At 40.5% G+C, this 17,717-nt stretch carries 14 protein-coding genes, 1 tRNA gene and 1 rRNA gene; 9 read left to right on the top strand and 7 right to left on the bottom strand.

Annotated features, from left to right (window positions below; all coding sequences use genetic code 11):
* Positions 1–20 precede the first annotated feature (20 nt).
* Both ACMX3D_RS02770 and ACMX3D_RS02765 read right to left on the bottom strand, forming a co-directional pair.
* Positions 21–94: transfer RNA gene (locus tag ACMX3D_RS02770), tRNA-Ile, on the bottom strand.
* 118 nt (positions 95–212) lie between these two features.
* Positions 213–1,701 (bottom strand): 16S ribosomal RNA (locus ACMX3D_RS02765).
* A gap of 315 nt (positions 1,702–2,016) precedes the next feature.
* On the opposite strand from ACMX3D_RS02765, the gene nadC reads away from it, so the two are divergent.
* From nadC to gorA, 3 genes are all read left to right on the top strand, one after another.
* Positions 2,017–2,880, top strand: a complete 864-nt coding sequence (gene nadC, locus ACMX3D_RS02760; protein WP_482749968.1) for a carboxylating nicotinate-nucleotide diphosphorylase — start codon at positions 2,017–2,019, stop codon at positions 2,878–2,880.
* Positions 2,881–3,180: 300 nt separating this feature from the next.
* Positions 3,181–3,729, top strand: coding sequence for a redoxin family protein (locus ACMX3D_RS02755; protein WP_482749967.1), 549 nt, complete (start codon positions 3,181–3,183; stop codon positions 3,727–3,729).
* A 95-nt stretch (positions 3,730–3,824) separates the two neighbouring features.
* Entirely contained in the window at positions 3,825–5,177 is a 1,353-nt protein-coding gene (gene gorA, locus ACMX3D_RS02750) for a glutathione-disulfide reductase (RefSeq protein WP_482749966.1), read from the top strand.
* Between the two features lie 70 nt (positions 5,178–5,247).
* Here the strand turns inward: gorA and ACMX3D_RS02745 are convergent, their stop codons facing one another.
* Complete coding sequence (locus ACMX3D_RS02745) at positions 5,248–5,760, bottom strand: GNAT family N-acetyltransferase (protein ID WP_482749965.1); 513 nt, start codon at positions 5,758–5,760, stop codon at positions 5,248–5,250.
* 82 nt (positions 5,761–5,842) lie between these two features.
* On the opposite strand from ACMX3D_RS02745, the gene ACMX3D_RS02740 reads away from it, so the two are divergent.
* On the top strand, positions 5,843–7,723 hold the full coding sequence (locus ACMX3D_RS02740) for an ABC transporter ATP-binding protein (RefSeq protein WP_482749964.1): 1,881 nt from the start codon (positions 5,843–5,845) through the stop codon (positions 7,721–7,723).
* A gap of 143 nt (positions 7,724–7,866) precedes the next feature.
* Here the strand turns inward: ACMX3D_RS02740 and ACMX3D_RS02735 are convergent, their stop codons facing one another.
* The 4 genes from ACMX3D_RS02735 to ACMX3D_RS02720 all read right to left on the bottom strand — a co-directional run bounded on the left by ACMX3D_RS02735 (position 7,867) and on the right by ACMX3D_RS02720 (position 11,406).
* Entirely contained in the window at positions 7,867–8,850 is a 984-nt protein-coding gene (locus ACMX3D_RS02735; RefSeq protein WP_482749963.1) for a sucrase ferredoxin, read from the bottom strand.
* A gap of 647 nt (positions 8,851–9,497) precedes the next feature.
* Positions 9,498–10,037, bottom strand: coding sequence for a hypothetical protein (locus ACMX3D_RS02730; protein ID WP_482749962.1), 540 nt, complete (start codon positions 10,035–10,037; stop codon positions 9,498–9,500).
* A 58-nt stretch (positions 10,038–10,095) separates the two neighbouring features.
* A complete protein-coding gene (locus ACMX3D_RS02725) occupies positions 10,096–10,719 on the bottom strand; it encodes an exopolysaccharide biosynthesis protein (protein ID WP_482749961.1) in 624 nt (207 codons plus the stop codon).
* Between the two features lie 81 nt (positions 10,720–10,800).
* Positions 10,801–11,406: a DedA family protein gene (locus tag ACMX3D_RS02720; RefSeq protein WP_482749960.1), complete on the bottom strand. Its 606-nt coding sequence runs from the start codon at positions 11,404–11,406 to the stop codon at positions 10,801–10,803.
* 124 nt (positions 11,407–11,530) lie between these two features.
* Here ACMX3D_RS02720 and ACMX3D_RS02715 point away from each other — a divergent pair, with 124 nt between their 5' ends.
* The 5 genes from ACMX3D_RS02715 (at position 11,531) to dnaK (ending at position 17,109) form a co-directional block, all read left to right on the top strand.
* Complete coding sequence (locus ACMX3D_RS02715) at positions 11,531–12,313, top strand: ABC transporter permease (protein ID WP_482749959.1); 783 nt, start codon at positions 11,531–11,533, stop codon at positions 12,311–12,313.
* A gap of 158 nt (positions 12,314–12,471) precedes the next feature.
* On the top strand, positions 12,472–12,849 hold the full coding sequence (locus tag ACMX3D_RS02710; protein WP_482752267.1) for a response regulator transcription factor: 378 nt from the start codon (positions 12,472–12,474) through the stop codon (positions 12,847–12,849).
* Entirely contained in the window at positions 12,846–14,267 is a 1,422-nt protein-coding gene (locus ACMX3D_RS02705) for a sensor histidine kinase (RefSeq protein WP_482749958.1), read from the top strand. Before ACMX3D_RS02710 ends, ACMX3D_RS02705 begins: the two co-directional genes overlap by 4 nt.
* Positions 14,268–14,655: 388 nt before the next feature.
* On the top strand, positions 14,656–15,120 hold the full coding sequence (locus tag ACMX3D_RS02700; protein ID WP_482749957.1) for an Hsp20/alpha crystallin family protein: 465 nt from the start codon (positions 14,656–14,658) through the stop codon (positions 15,118–15,120).
* Positions 15,121–15,231: 111 nt separating this feature from the next.
* On the top strand, positions 15,232–17,109 hold the full coding sequence (dnaK, locus tag ACMX3D_RS02695; protein ID WP_482749956.1) for a molecular chaperone DnaK: 1,878 nt from the start codon (positions 15,232–15,234) through the stop codon (positions 17,107–17,109).
* The last annotated feature ends 608 nt before the right edge of the window (positions 17,110–17,717 follow it).

Raw genomic sequence — 17,717 nt, 5'->3', positions numbered from 1 at the left:
AAAATCTAAAATTCTTTAGGTGGGCCATCCTGGACTCGAACCAGGGACCTCACCCTTATCAGGGGTGCGCTCTAACCACCTGAGCTAATAGCCCCAATGCGAACCAACCTATAGTTTGAAAGCAGGCACTTCTCTCTGCGACCGACCTCGGTTGACCATCTCAGTTTCTATTTGCTGTTTGCTTTCGATACTTGAGTGGGTAGGTCTCCCTAAAAGGAGGTGATCCAGCCACACCTTCCGGTACGGCTACCTTGTTACGACTTCACCCCAGTCACCAGCACTGCCTTAGGCATCCCCCTCTCCGAAAAGTTGGGGTAATGACTTCGGGCGTTGCCAGCTTCCATGGTGTGACGGGCGGTGTGTACAAGGCCCGGGAACGAATTCACTGCAGTATGCTGACCTGCAATTACTAGCGATTCCTCCTTCACGAAGGCGAGTTGCAGCCTTCGATCTGAACTGAGCTACGATTTCCGGGATTTGCTTGCGTTCGCACGCTTGCTGCCCTCTGTTCGTAGCATTGTAGTACGTGTGTAGCCCAAGACGTAAGGGGCATGCTGACTTGACGTCATCCCCACCTTCCTCCGGTTTGTCACCGGCAGTCTCTCTAGAGTGCCCAACTTAATGCTGGCAACTAAAAACGAGGGTTGCGCTCGTTGCGGGACTTAACCCAACATCTCACGACACGAGCTGACGACAGCCATGCACCACCTGTGTTCGCGCTCCCGAAGGCACTCTTCCCTTTCAAGAAGATTCGCGACATGTCAAGTCTTGGTAAGGTTCTTCGCGTTGCATCGAATTAAACCACATACTCCACCGCTTGTGCGGGCCCCCGTCAATTCCTTTGAGTTTCACACTTGCGTGCGTACTCCCCAGGCGGGATACTTAACGCGTTGGCTCCGGCACTGCGAGGGTCGATACTCGCAACGCCTAGTATCCATCGTTTACGGCTAGGACTACTGGGGTATCTAATCCCATTCGCTCCCCTAGCTTTCGTCCCTCAGTGTCAGTTGCGGCCTAGTAGAGCGCCTTCGCCACCGGTGTTCTTCCTGATCTCTACGCATTTCACCGCTACACCAGGAATTCCCTCTACCCCGAACGCACTCTAGCTATGTAGTTTCCACTGCTTTTACAAAGTTAAGCTTTGCTCTTTAACAGCAGACTTACATAGCCACCTGCGGACGCTTTACGCCCAATCATTCCGGATAACGCTTGCATCCTCCGTATTACCGCGGCTGCTGGCACGGAGTTAGCCGATGCTGATTCCTCAAGTACCTTCATTTTGTTATTCCTTGAGAAAAGAGGTTTACAACCCAAGAGCCTTCCTCCCTCACGCGGTATTGCTCCGTCAGGCTTTCGCCCATTGCGGAAAATTCCCCACTGCTGCCTCCCGTAGGAGTCTGGGCCGTGTCTCAGTCCCAGTGTGGCTGATCATCCTCTCAGACCAGCTACTGATCGTCGCCTTGGTGCGCTCTTACCACACCAACTAGCTAATCAGACGCGAGCTCATCTTCAGGCAGCAAGCCTTTCACCTTTCGGCACATCCGGTATTAGCCACCGTTTCCAGTAGTTATCCCCGACCTGAAGCCAGATTCTCACGCGTTACTCACCCGTCCGCCACTATCTCCGAAGAGACCGTTCGACTTGCATGTGTTAAGCATACCGCCAGCGTTCATCCTGAGCCAGGATCAAACTCTCCGTTTTGAATCGTTTGTTTTTAGCTCTCTATATGGCTGCGCTTTTTTAACCTCAGCCTGGTTATTTTATTTACTTGACGCAGGCTACTTGTGCTATGATTGCTTTCAAACTATAATCTTTTCATGGTTCGGTTCCCTATCGAGCGACGCTTTTCCGCGTCCGCCTCTCTCAGGCACTTATTCAATATAACTAACCTACTTAATAGTGTCAACTGTTTTGGCAATTTTTTTTTGACTTTTTTGATGATGTCTCTACAACGCCTATACTATACGGGTCTTAGGCTATATTATTTCTGACAATCACTAGAGAAATCATAACTTTGTGAGTAAATTTGCTGTTTTGCCTCCAGATTTGCTTTTAGACCCTCTTTTGCGTACCTGGTTGCTGGAAGATATTGGCCGCGGCGATCGCTCCACCAATACCCTCCTCTGTCCCAATTCTTCTTTTGGTACTGCCACTTGGCAAGCTAAATCTCCCGGTATCATCTCTGGTCTACCTTTCGCTTCACGTGTCTTTTATCTTCTGAATGACAAAACTCGCTTTACTTCTATTGTTACTGATGGTGAATTTTGTCAACCAGGACAAGTAATAGCTGAAATTCATGGGTCATTAGATGCACTACTGATGGGGGAACGAGTAGCACTTAACTTAGCTATGCGGTTGAGTGGTATTGCCACCTTAACTCATAAATATATAGAGAAAATAGCTGATTTACCGGCTCAGCTTGTAGATACACGCAAAACTACACCAGGGCTGAGACTTTTAGAAAAGTACGCAACTGCTGTGGGTGGTGCAATCAATCACCGTATGGGCTTGGATGATGCAGTAATGATTAAGGACAATCATATTGCTGCGGCTGGTGGGATTGGAGAAGCAATTACCCGTATTCGTTCTCGAATACCTTATCCATTGACAATAGAAGTAGAAACAGAAACCATAGAGCAGGTAAAAGAAGCTTTACATTATAAAGCCGACATCATCATGTTGGATAATATGCGTCTGGATATGATCCGTGAAGCAGTGTCTATCATTCGCAAACAGAATAGTCTTGTAAAAATTGAAGCTTCGGGAAATGTAACTTTAGATAATATTCGTGATTTAGCTGGCACAGGCGTTGATTACATTTCTAGCAGTGCGCCGATCACTCAGTCGAAGTGGTTAGATTTGAGTATGAAGATTGCTTGATAACAGAACTTACGCAAGTATTACAAGTGATGGCAATGTGTGACACTTGCTTAAATCCTGGCTATTAAGGCTTGTTTCGGCTTTCATTGTCAGGATAATTATCGGTTTACTTTATCATTAGTCACCTCCAAACAGTTTCTTTAACTCATACTAGGTGGATATAGCCGCTAGGAGTTAACTTGGAATTTTTTTATTTTTAAGTATTTTTAACTATTGCATATTTCTTAAATCAGAATTATTCTGACTTACATAAGCAAGATTTAATTAACCGCCCATACATAAACTGCTGAAGAGGTAAATATGGCTGTTATCGAAAGAGTTCCTGACGTTGTATTTAAAACCCGTGTACGTGACGAATCTGTACCAGGGCCAAATCCTTACCGTTGGCAAGACCGCACTACTCAAGATATTTTTGGTGGCAAACGTGTTGTAGTTTTCTCTTTACCTGGGGCTTTCACTCCTACCTGTTCTACTTCGCATCTGCCACGCTATGAAGAACTATATGATCAATTCAAAGCTTTAGGGATTGATGAAATAATTTGTATATCTGTAAATGATGCCTTTGTTATGTTCCAGTGGGGTAAGCAACAAGGCGCAAAAAATGTATTTTTACTTCCTGATGGGAATGGCGAGTTTACTCGCAAAATGGGTATGTTAGTAGATAAGTCTAACCTGGGCTTTGGAATGCGCTCTTGGCGCTACTCGATGGTGGTTGATGATGGCAAAATTGAAAAGATTTTTATTGAACCAGGCTTCTTAGATAACTGCCCAACCGATCCTTTTGAAGTCTCAGATGCAGATACAATGCTGGCTTACCTGAAAGAAGCGAAGAAACCTGTGACTGCCTAAATACAATAATTCGTATTTGATAATGCGTAATTCGTAATTATTAATTTAAATTACGAATTACGCATTACGCATTAATAATTATTCACGGGGTATATATGAAGTACGATTTTGACTTATTCGTAATTGGTGCAGGTTCTGGAGGAATTGCCACTGCTAGAAGGGCCGCAGAATATGGCGCTAAAGTGGGAATTGCCGAGTTTGACAAACTAGGTGGAACCTGTGTCAATCGTGGCTGTGTTCCCAAAAAACTGATGGTTTATGCCTCTCATTTTCCTGATTTATTTGAAGAATCCCAAGGATATGGTTGGAGTCCAGTCGAGAGTAGTTTAGATTGGGAAAAGATGATTACGGCGGTGAATAATGAAGTGAATCGCCTGAATGGAATTTACCAACGGATGTTGCATAACTCCAAAGTTGAAGTGTTGCAAGGATATGGTAAATTTATCGATCCACATACTATTATTGTTGGCGATCGCCAAATCACCGCAGACAAAGTATTAATTGCTGTTGGTGGAAAACCTTTCAAACCAAACATTTTGGGAATTGAACACGCTATCACCTCTGATGATATTTTCCATCTGAAAGAACAGCCTAAGCGTATTGTTATTTTGGGTGCAGGATACATTGGTTGCGAATTTGCCTGCATTTTAAATGGGTTGGGTAGCGAAGTTACTCAGGTGGTTCGTGGTGACAGAATTTTGCGGGGATTTGATCAAGATATCCGCACAGAAATTCAGCAAGCAATGACTAATCATGGTATCCGTATTCTCAATAATATTGAGTTAATTGCCATTGAGAAAACTGACGAAGGAGTAAAAGTCACAGTTAAAGGCAGTGATGATACTGAAGAAACTGTATTGGCTGATGCTGTGAGTTTAGCTGCTGTGGGTCGCAAACCCAACACTCAAAACCTTGGTTTAGAAAATACCAAAGTCCAGCGTCGGGATGGGGCGATTATTGTGGATGAGTACAGTCGCACCCATGAAGAAAATATCTATGCAGTGGGAGATTGTACAGATAAAATTAATTTGACTCCCGTGGCGATTAATGAAGGTAGAGCATTGGCAGATACGGTATTTGGTGGTAAGTCCAGAATTATGAGTTATGCCAATATACCGACAGCGATTTTTACCACGCCGGAAGCTGCAACTGTTGGTTTAACTGAAGCCGAAGCGAGAGAAAAATATGGTGATGCAGTGAAAATCTATCGATCGCGCTTCCGCCCCATGTACTACACTCTAACGGGTAAAGACGAAAAAACCTTGATGAAACTAGTAGTTGATAGTAATACAGATAAGGTACTGGGGGCGCATATGGTAGGAAATAGTGCCGCCGAGATTATTCAAGGAGTAGCGATCGCTGTTAAGATGGGTGCTACCAAAGCTGATTTTGATGCGACAGTTGGCATTCACCCAACTTCAGCTGAAGAATTCGTTACTATGCGGTAGTTTCAAAAAAACCGCCGATGCATCAGTTAAATAAAGAAATTTTTTAGAGAGATGTTGCATTGCAGCATCTCTAATTATTTGATTGCCATACTTCTCTGTTAATTGCGTAGTAAACCACATCTACGTTATAAAAATGGGCATCTTTTTCGTATTTCATACCGACTTTTTGAATGACACGCACTGAGGCGATGTTTTGCGGATGAGCGATCGCTACTATACGATTTAGTTTAGCTGCTTCAAACCCATATTTTATGGTAGCAGTAGCAGCTTCTGTGCCAATTCCCATGTTCCAATAAGATTTGTCAAATACGTAACCAAGTTCCACTTCTGGGGTATTGTCCAAAAAACCTAGTCCACAGCGGCCAATTAGTCTACCGCTATCTTTGTCAACTACAGCCCACATCCCGAAATTATATTGTTGCCAATTCTGGATATGTTTGTGTAAGCTGGCTTGTGTTTGTTCCTTGTTTCTGGGTGAGAGGTATTTCATCACCTCTGCATCACTGTAAATGCGGAACAAATCATCCAAGTCATCTGAGACAAAGTGTCTTAATCGCAGTCTTGAAGTTTCTATTTCAGGCATGTCATTAGACAACAGATGTGAGTGCTACATTAAATAAGCGTGTTTTCCCAGTGCAAAATAAAATTAATATCATGCTCCCATTATGAGCATCTACCCATCCTTAAAAAAATCATATAGAAGACAAAATTGGCGTAGCAATGACTGGCGGTTATTTTTGCGCTTAGTACCCTATGCCCGTCGTCATCTCAAATTGCTGATTTTGGCAATGTTACTGCTTGTACCAATCGCTGTTGCTAATGCTATACAACCGTTACTGATTGGACAGGCGATTTCTCTCATCCGCAACGAACCAAGCACTTATGAGTTTCTCAGGAACCTTCCTCTGTGGCAAGGAATAAATATCCTAGAAGGACTAATATTGGTAGGGATTGTTACCCGAATGTTGTTCACTACTGTTCAGGGTTATCTGCTACAGAAGTTAGGACAAAATATCACGGCTGGAATCCGCCAAGACTTGTTTAAGCATGTCACATCTTTAGCAGTCCGCTTTTTTGACCGTACACCTGTAGGTAAACTAATTACCAGACTCACCAGCGATGTAGAAATATTAGGGGATGTATTTTCCACTGGAGCTGTTGGCATAGTCTCCGATATATTTTCTATGGTGGTGATTATTGGGATTATGTTTTCTATTCAGTGGCAACTTGCTTGTTTGCTGCTGTTAATATTGCTACCAATTACTTTTTTAATTATTAACTTTCAGCAACAGTACCGCAAAGCTAATTACAAAGCGCGGGAAGAATTATCGTTGTTAAATTCCCAACTACAAGAAAATATTGTTGGTATTAATGTAGTGCAGCTGTTTAAGCGAGAAAAAATTAATGCAGATTTGTTTCGCGCCGTTAACAACCGCTACATTGGGCTAATGGATCAAACCATATTTTATGATTCTGCGGTGTCAGCTACTTTGGAATGGATTGGCTTAGTAGCGATCGCTGGTGTATTGTGGATGGGTGGTTGGTTACTGTTGGGTCAAAATTTGACATTTGGTGTATTGTCTGCATTTGTTTTATATGCCCAGCGATTATTTGACCCATTGCGAGATTTTGCCGAGAAATTTACCGTTATTCAAGCTGGTTTTACTGCCATTGAGCGAATTAACGATATTTTAGACGAACCGATAGAAATCCGCGATCGCAACAATCAACGCTTCTCAGTTTTTGATCATAGTTTTGGTTACATAGACGAAATCATTGCTGAGATGGAATCACAAAATTTCAATTCCACACCAGAATTAGGAGAAATTCGCTTTGAACACGTCTGGTTTGCTTATAAAGAAGATGATTTTGTCATCAAAGATTTAGATTTTGTGATTCGTCCTGGTGAAAAAGTCGCATTAGTAGGCCCTACAGGCGCAGGCAAAAGTACCATTATTCGGCTTTTGTGCCGCCTTTATGAACCCACCCAAGGACGAATTTTAATCGATGGTATCGATATTCGAGAAGTTCCACAGGCAGAATTGCGCCGCTATATGGCCGTGATTTTACAAGAAGGCTTTTTATTTGCGGGCGATGTTAAAAGTAATATCACCCTAGGAGATAGATACACATTTGAAGAAATTCAGTCAGCTGCACAAAATACAAATATTGCTCAGTTTATTGAAGGATTGCCTCAAGGTTACAATACTCAATTGCGAGAACGTGGTACAAATCTTTCTAGTGGTCAAAAACAATTGTTAGCCTTTGCTCGTGCTGCTATTCGTAACCCACAAATTCTTGTATTAGATGAAGCTACTGCTAGTTTAGATGTGAATACCGAAGCTTTAGTACAGCAGGCGCTAGATCAGTTGTTGGTAAAACGTACTGCGATTATTATTGCTCACCGTTTATCCACAATTCGCAATGTAGATCGCATATTTGTTCTCAAGCGAGGTGAATTAATTGAGCAAGGTAGTCATGAAGAACTCTTAGAACAAGGGGGTATGTATGCAACCTTGCACAACTTGCAAATGCTAGGAACTTAATCACTTGATTCAGTAGGGTGGACATGATAATGACCACCCTATATTGTTTATTTGTTTCCTTTGTACGTTATTCAAATTAATATTGCTAACTAAACTTTTTATCAATCAACACAATTATTGGTAGATGATTAACCCTGTAATTTTTATTTAGTCAAAGTAACCATCTTTGTTGATGTAGAAGTCAGCCAGACATTAGCTACAGCATATTTAACTAACACTGACTCTTTATGAGAATTGCAAGCACTTTTGAGTTTAACAGACTTAGCACTATCCTGAATAAGTTTAGCCTGATACGTATATAAAGAACCATCAGGGCTTTCACAACTAATTTCACCAAGAAAGGTATGATTATCTAAACTTTGCTCTAGGATTTTGCCTGCAACTTTGTAATTAAACCAATTCCATCCATAATGAAAAATTAGTTCTCTTTCCAAAACTTGCAACTGACTTGGTAAAATTCCCCAACCTCTGTAAACTTTTGCCAAGCATTTAATCTCACCAGTACGCGTTAATATCGCTGTCAATGATTCTTGATCAAGAACACCGTAATATCTTCCGTCTGGCAAGTCTATAGCTGTGGGAGCAAAACGATGTCCACCAAAATGACTGGACTTCCAAAGCCGCACATTATCTAATTTCAAATCAGCAATCGTATTAGCAGCATAGAAGTAAAAAGGGTTGCCATATCTAGCACAGCATTTATCATGGCTGCCGTGAGTACACACTAAAATATCTCTTGTTGCGTCTGTGTATACTTGATAATCAGCAGTTCTGTTGTACAACCATTTTTTTACAACACCAGCTACTAGCTCAATATTTGGTAAGTGAAATTCGTACTTGCAGTAACCATGACTCAACCCTTGTTTTTTTTGATAAATTAACAGAGTTGTCTGGTCTGCTTTATGTGATACATCATTAGCAATTAAGAGAAACCTAATTGGCAGTTTTGCACGGGTTATTTCCTCTACCAAAAGTTGTAGGTTTTGTGGAACCCATCGAGAATTAAAAGCTTCTGTAGCCCAAGGTGGCAGACATTCGATTAAAATGTAAGTTTCGTAATTGGTAGCACTACCAATTAATTCTTCTCCTACTTGTCGTGCATAATCAGAACAGAAAAAGGTATTCATCGAACTTATCTCATTGGTTGGCGTTACGAGTAAAGGGGAGTGAATAAAAATTGTGTTTTTGACTACAATTTCTGTAACTCAAAAAGTTAGCAGAAATAATTTGCAGTTAGTACTGAAAAGTAAACTGCCAATTTATAGCATCATTTTGAGAAAAAATCTGTCTAATTAATAAATTCTCCACAACATTGTCAGCTACGTTCCAACAAGATAGTGCTGGACTTTTCAGTAAAAATTTTAAATTTTTGATTAAATTATTACTGTGGCAAGCGTAGACGCGTAGCAGATTGTCTCCAGACATCGCTTCTATGTAGGTTTTGAACAGTTTTTTTAAAATAGTAGATTTTAAGATACCAACTCTTGCAAGCATAATGCAAATAATTATCAATAGTCAGTTAAAAAAAAGAATTGAGAACTTTCCTTGAATGTTAAAATTTATACTATAGTTTGCTCAAATGATCAATTGAGCGGTATAGTACAATCTAAGAAAGTATGTTCTGACTGTAACTGATAGTTAATAACGAAAGCAAGCTTTTGACATTATTTATTACGTTTACTTCCATTGATCAGTTTACGACAACACCTTAAATCTATACTGAAAGGCTTTTTAACCTAGCCATCTAGCTTTTCAATATAATTGATAAAGATTTTCAATTATCATCAGTCGTAGCAGTTAAACTTGCTCCCCAACGAAATAGCCTGGGTAGTTGAGACACATCAATGGCGTAGTTTACAATCCACAGAAGTAACTCAAAAATCAATAAATATCGCACCCATAGCAGTTCTGGTGCAGAACCCAGCAGTGTCAAACCTTCGTATAGCTGCCAGAAACGATAAGGTAGGTAGATATAGGGAACCATTACCCACACTACACTTTGGAATTTTCTGAGGGTCAAACTCTCAAACAGAATTTGCAAACCCAGGATAATAAAGTACCAACCAAGAACAGCCAACACAGTACCATGCTGCCACCATACACCCCACAACAGCATAATTGGCAGTGGCAGTAGTACACCTAGCAGTTGTACAGGTAAAAACCACCACCTGTACCATTTCGGGAATGGTACAGGCAAAGTGTAAGGCTTGGCCGTTTTCCATCCCCGACTCACAATCCAAATAAAAAATGTAGAAACCGTGAGGAACAGGAGATTTTCTAGGAACAGATAGAGATTGATGTTCAAACCAGTCATAGCTTTATTTTCGCTCTCAAGGGGTTCTAGTTCATTCTCCTGGAGAAAGAAATTTTAGTTAACGACCTAACCAAGTTCTGATGACATCTAGAAGGCTGCTACCACCCCAAATCAATGCAATAAGAATTGAAGTGGTCAAAATTGCGCCCATCAGACTTAGGGCTAAACCACCTAAACTAATTGCACCATCATCTTCTAAAAGACCAAAACCAGTGACAAAAATACCCATCGCAGGTAATGTGTTTGTCCCAGGTACAGGAATCATCATGGAAATTGACATTAAAGCGATCACAATGCCAATAGTCACCCTGCCTGGTGTGGTTGTACAAATAAAAGTTAGACGAGGGCGTGCGATCGCTTCAATTCTGCGTAGCCAAGGAATTCCGGCTTTCAAAAACCCTTGAACTGTATCAAGTTGGATGGGATGATTCATCATTTTCTGCGGTAGCCAGGGACTTTTCGCACCGATAACTAGTTGTATAGCCAATAAAAATATTAGGATACCAAAAGGCGTGGAGTATCCTGGAGCCGGAACTGGTAAAGCTGAAGGTAGAGACAAAATAACCAGCAAAAATCCAAATATTCTCTCTTGTGCTAAAAGCAAAATATCTGCCAAAGTCACTTTTGTTGGTCTTTCTTCTTCAAAGAAATAACGATGTAATTCTTGAGATAGTCTAGCCATATAATCTAATCGGAAAAACAGTAATATTCAGTAACTTAAAATATCAAAGTGCAAATTATTATAAATTGCACCAACTCTCATTTATGAGTTTTTGTTTCTGTTTTCTTGAATTAAATGCACAATAGAAGGCACTAAAGAAATCACAATAATTCCGCCAATAATTGGTAATAAATATTTATCTACTTGTTCAGCAGGTAAAGTTCTTCCTAAGAAATAACCCAACAAAGTCATACCAACAGTCCAAATGAAGCCGCCGATGAGGTTATAAAACATAAAAGTTTGATAATGCATAGCACCTAACCCAGCTACAATTGGTGCAAAAGTCCGTACTATTGGTACAAACCTAGCTAAAACAATAGTTTTTTTGCCATGTTTTTGATAAAATTTTTGCGTTTTAACTACGTGTTTTTTATGGAAAAATAACGAATCTTCTTTTTGAAATAATCTTCTGCCAAATTTATGCCCGGTAATGTAGCCAACATTGTCCCCTAAAACCGCACAGACAAACGCGCCAATAATTAAAATCCAAAAATTCAGTAAATGCTGAGAAGCAACAAATCCTGCTGTAAACAGTAAGCTATCACCTGGCAGAAAAAAACCGATGAGTAATCCTGATTCAGCAAAGATAATTGCCCAAACTCCCACGTAGCCGATTGATTTAATTAATTCTGGTAAATCAAAATGCATAAAATCTCACTTGATCAAAAATAAGCATTCAACATTTTAGCGTTCAGGAAAATTGCTGCATGATGAATATTATGAAGTTTGCGTAAGTTTATAAATTGTTTATGTAATTGATTTTAGGGAGAAGATGAGTAAATATTGGAAATTAATCCGACTCTTTTGGGCTACCTCCATAGCAGCAGAGATGGAGTATCGGCTCAACTTTGTTGTCGCTACCCTCAGCAGTTTGGGTAATTTAGGCGGAAGTATTTTTGGATTATTTTTGTTTTATCGCACTGGTTATACCTTTGCTGGCTGGTCATGGGAAGCGGCTTTGGTTGTTTTGGGAATTTTTACCTTACTGCAAGGCTTTTCGGCTACATTTTTGGCTCCTAATTTAAATAAAATTGTTAGTCATGTCCAGTTAGGCACTTTAGATTTTGTACTACTCAAACCTATCCGCAGTCAATTTTGGCTATCTACTCATACTCTTTCGCCTTGGGGATTACCGGATTTAATTTTTGGCAGTATCATCATTGGCTATGCAGGTCAGCGCCTTGGCTTAGGAATTCATGACTATCTGCTGAGTGCTGTACCGTTATTATTTGGCTTGGTGATTCTTTATAGCTTGTGGTTTATGCTAGGAGCAACTAGCATCTGGTTTGTAAAAATTTATAATGTTACCGAAGTGCTGCGGGGTTTGTTAGAAGCTGGTAGATATCCAATGGTTGCTTACCCCGCAGCTTACCGCTTTTTCTTTACCTTTATAGTACCAGTCACATTTTTAACTACTGTTCCAGCAGAAGCTATGCTGGGTCGGGTTCAGTTTACTTGGTTAATAGGTGCGATGGTGTTAGCAGTTGTTTTATTTTGGGTTTCTACAAGGTTTTGGCGGTTTGCTTTACGTTTTTATACTAGTGCTTCGAGTTAGGTATGTTGTCGCAGAGTATCTAGAGTGTATGTTTTACTTGAATTTTCTCTTTTTGCAACATCCATACGACAAATTAGGGGATTTTGTAACCATAGAGAGATGCCAAAGTTAGGATTGACTACACAAGCTAAAATTAGAAGTTGACTGTAAAAATGGAAATGCCGCATATCTTACTCGTAGATGATGAAGCAGCCCTGTGTGATAGTCTTAGCTACACATTACAAAAAGAAGGTTATACGGTAACAACAGCTGCCGATGGACATAGTGCTATCAAACAGTTCCATAAACAAGTCCCCGATGTCATTTTGCTTGATCTGATGCTGCCGGAAGTTAGTGGTATGGAGGTTTGCTGGCGAATTCGGGCATTTTCTGATGTGCCGATTGTCATGCTTACAGCTAAGGATCAAGATATAGATAAAATTTGGGGTTTGGAAGCAGGCGCAGATGATTATGTCACAAAGCCTTTCAACACCCGCGAACTGTTAGCACGAATTAAAGCTGTGTTGCGTCGTCGTTCTGGAGAACAGCCTGTATGAAAGGCTGGATACCGCAGATCAAATTAAATACGATTCATGCCAAGCTGTTAGCTACCTATCTGATGCTGACGGCTTTCGGCACGTCACTGATGGCAGGTTATATTCTGTGGTCGTTTCATGCGTACTTCATGCGGACACGACAAGCAGATTTAGAAAACTGGACAAATGCTTTGGGTGAGAGTGTTGCCGATGCCTTAGAAGAAAAAGATATTTCACGAGTCAAGATATTAGTACAACGCTATGGCGCACCAAAGACAGTGACGTTGCGTGTTTTTAATCGCGAAGGCATTCTCATAGCCACTTCTGACCCAACATTAGATAAACAGGTAACAGATTGGTACAAAGTTCCGGGAATGCTGCAAGCTTATCAAAATACTGCTGCACAAGGTGTTGCTAAAGGAGTTTTAACTAATGAAGATCGCCTTTACATTGCTAGACCTATTGAGCGTAATAATCAATTGTTGGGTGTACTGCGGATGTCAATGACGCTGGAACAGTTTCAGCGTCAGTTTATGAGGGTGATTTGGAGTGTTTTAGGTAGTCTAGCAGTAACAATTTTGCTGTGTGCGTTAATTAGCAGTCGTTTTGCACGCAGTCTCTCAAAACCAATTGAGATTATGCGTAACTTTGCGATTCGTATGGGTAGTGGCCATTTTGGTGACAAGTTAATTATCCATCAAAATAATGAGTTAGATCAGTTAGCCGCAGAACTCAACCGGATGAGTGAACGGTTAGCTTCTCTAGACCAAGAACGTAGGGTGTTTTTAGCTAATGTTTCCCATGAATTACGCACGCCTATCAGTAATGTGCAAGTAACAGTTGATGCACTCAAAGGTGGTGCTTATGAAGAAGCACAATTACGCGATCGCTTTTTTCAAACTATCGAAAGTGAAACTAAACGTTTATCACGATTAATTCATGACCTGCTAGATTTAGGGCGATTAGAAGCAGGAGTCACAGAATTAGAAAAGCAATCAATTTCTTTGCGGGGGTTGATTAACCGTGCTGTAAATGCAGTGGAACCGCGAATGCAAGCTGCGGGTGTTACTGTGCAAGTGAATGTAGCTGAACTCCAAATCAATGGTGATCCAGAACGGTTGTTACAGGCAATTCTTAATTTATTAGATAATGCAATTAAACATTCACGTCCCTATTCTCAAGTAACTATATCTGGGTACAGTGAAGACAAAAAAGCAATTATTCACATTAAAGACCAAGGTAAAGGTATTAGTGACGTAGATTTGCCTCGGATTTTTGAGCAATTTTATACCACAGATCCTTCTCGCAAAGGTAGCGGTAATGGACTAGGACTCGCGATCGCTAAACGAATTGTCGAAGCCCATAAAGGTACAATCACTGCCAGCAGCATCCCGTATCAAGGGGCAACTTTTACAATTAGCTTACCTCTGCAAGTATGAATGGGGAATAAGTTGTCGTGCATTTAACTTTCACATTTTTTATGGTTGACTGTTGAGGGTGAACAGTTAAGGAAGCTGATGAATACAAACATTAATACCCTTAGCGACTAAACTATAATTAATAGTAAAACCAAACAGTAAACTAAAAGGCTTTTTTGTTTATGTTTACGGTAATTACTATCATCAAAAATGAAAAATGTCAGGGGTACGGTTATTGCGATCGCTCTTTGTTATAAAACCGAACCACCTGCTATTTAATCTTGATCTAACGTGTAATTAAGAAGCTTGAGATTAAGCTTTGTGTATCTCAACATAAAACTATTATTTGCCTACAAATAAGCTTGAAATTAAGCTTCAATATCCCGAATATTACATCTTAGAGGTAAATATGGCACTTATTCGTTGGGAACCGTTTAGTGACATTGAACGCTTTGAACCATTCCGGGAACTTGAAACTCTACATCGGCAAATGAACCGCCTGTTTGACAGATTAGCACCTACGGATGGTGAAAGAACAGGTTTTACTTTTGTTCCTGCTGCCGAACTCGAAGAAACAGACGAAGCAATTCTTTTAAGGCTAGAAGTTCCAGGAATAGAAGCGAAAGACATTAATGTAGAAGTTACTCCAGAAGCAGTTTCTATTAGCGGTGAACGCAAAACTGAAACTAAAACTGAAGAACGAGGTATGAATCGTTCTGAATTCCGCTATGGCAGATTTCAACGGATAATTCCGTTACCTTCTTTAGTACAAAATGACAAAGTACAAGCTGAATATAAAGATGGTATCCTCCGTTTAACTTTGCCCAAATCTGAAGCAGAAAGACAAAAAGTTGTGAAGGTTAATATCGGTTAATTTGCTCAAGGATGAAGTATGAAGGATGAAGTATGAAATTTTTGACTTTATCCTTCATACTTCATCCTGTTTTTTAATGCCAAAACTACTCAATTAACAGAGGAAGGGTGTATGGCAAAGGTAGTGGGTATAGATTTAGGCACAACAAACTCTTGTGTTGCCGTCATGGAAGGTGGGCAACCTTTGGTAATTGCCAATGCTGAGGGACAACGCATCACGCCCTCAGTTGTTGCTTATACTAAAACTGGGGAACGCCTTGTTGGTCAAATTGCCAGACGACAAGCAGTAATGAACCCGGAAAATACTTTTTATTCTGTGAAACGCTTCATTGGGCGCAAATATGAAGAAGTTACCCATGAAGCTACAGAAGTTTCTTATAAAGTTTTGCGCGATAGTAACGGTAACGTTAAACTTAGTTGCCCAGCTTTAAATAAAGAATTTGCCCCTGAAGAAATTTCTGCCCAAGTTTTGCGGAAGTTAGTTGATGATGCCAGCAAATATTTAGGTGAAAAAATCACCCAAGCAGTTATTACCGTCCCTGCTTATTTTAATGACTCTCAACGTCAAGCCACCAAAGACGCAGGCAAAATTGCTGGCTTAGAAGTGCTGCGAATTATTAACGAACCAACAGCCGCCGCCCTTGCTTATGGTTTGGATAAAAAACAGAATGAAACTATCTTAGTGTTTGACTTGGGTGGCGGAACTTTCGACGTTTCAATTTTGGAAGTGGGTGATGGTGTATTTGAAGTTAAAGCTACCAGTGGTGATACTCACTTAGGTGGTGACGACTTTGATAAAAAGATTGTTGACTGGCTGGCTAATGAATTTCAGGCTAACGAAGGCATTGATTTACGCAAAGATAAGCAAGCCTTACAAAGACTGACCGAAGCCGCTGAAAAAGCCAAAATAGAACTGTCGAGTGCGACGCAAACTAATATCAACTTGCCTTTTATCACCGCTACTCAAACAGGCCCGAAACATTTAGATGTTACCTTAACCAGGGCAAAATTTGAAGAAATGACGGCAGATTTGCTTGATCGCTGTCGCAAACCAGTGCAACAAGCATTGCAAGATGCAAGGTTAAGTAATGCTGATTTGGATGAAATTGTCTTAGTTGGTGGTTCTACACGTATTCCCGCAGTGCAAGAATTGGTACGGCGGATAACTGGGAAAGATCCTAACCAAGGTGTCAACCCAGATGAAGTTGTTGCGGTTGGTGCAGCTATTCAAGCAGGTGTCTTGGCGGGTGAAGTCAAAGATATCTTGCTGTTGGATGTTACACCGTTGTCTTTGGGTGTAGAAACCTTGGGCGGTGTGATGACTAAGATTATTGAACGCAACACTACTATCCCGGTGAAAAAATCGGAAATCTTCTCCACTGCGGCTGATGGACAAGCAAATGTAGAAGTTCACGTTCTTCAAGGTGAACGGGAATTAGCCAGCAATAACAAGAGTTTGGGTAATTTCCGCTTGGATGGCATTGCGCCAGCACCTAGAGGTGTACCCCAAATTGAAGTTACATTTGATATTGATGCCAACGGTATTCTCTCGGTCACAGCACAAGACAAAGCCACAGGTAAACAACAGTCGATTTCGATTACTGGTGCTTCCACACTCGATAAACGAGATGTCGATCGCATGGTGCGCGATGCGGAAGCCCACGCCGCCGAAGATAAAAAACGCCGCGAACAAATTGACACCAAGAATTTGGCAGATTCTTTAGCTTATCAAGCTGAAAAACAAATGAAAGACTTGGGTGATAAAGTGAGTACCAGCGATCGCGATCGAGTTGAAGCATTAATCCGCGATTTACGCGAAGCAATTGACCAAGACAATGTTGACCGGATGAAATCTCTTACCAATGAGTTGCAACAGACCTTGATGCAAATTGGTAGCGCTGTTTACGCCCAAGCCACCAGCACTAATGGAGGTCAGCAACCACAGGGCAAAGAAGATGTGATTGATGCTGATTTTGTTGATAGTAAGTAATACCATTTTGGATTTTAGATTTTGGATTTTGGATTGTAAAACAGTTATTGCATAACCTGTTGAGCAATCCATCTGTCGTAATCACTTTTCAATTTGGTATGAGGGGTTTTGTTGACTGTTAACTATTGACGGTTAACAGTCAACAACTTAAGGTTCTTGATGAATGAGGTAGTGTTAATCAAAAACTTTACGTCGTTCGTCAGCAACAAGTTAAAGTTCTCTATGAATGAGGTAGCGTTAATAAGAAACCTTACGTCGTTTGTGACAAACAAGTTAAGGTTATCTATGAATAAGGTAGCGTTAATAAGAAACCTTACGTCATTTGTAACAAACAAGTTAAGGTTATCTATGAATGAGGTATTGTTCAGAACAACAGCTAATTTTGCAAGTAGAATTGTATTTTTTTTAGCTGCGTAGGCAATCTCATATCACTTAAGAATTATCATTTATAGGCAAAAGCGGATATATTACAAGATTTTGCGAGTCAAAATCTCAAAAACAATAATTTTTTTATCTTCTTGCTACTAATTACTATCTACTGCTATGCAAAATTAAACCTCAAGGTAGATAGGCTATTGAATAATTCATACAACAATAAAATATGTAAT

The sequence above is a fragment of the Anabaena sp. TISTR 8404 genome, assembly GCF_056847745.1.
The sequence above is the reverse complement of the archived record's forward strand: the minus strand, read 5'-3'. Positions and strand labels throughout refer to the sequence as shown.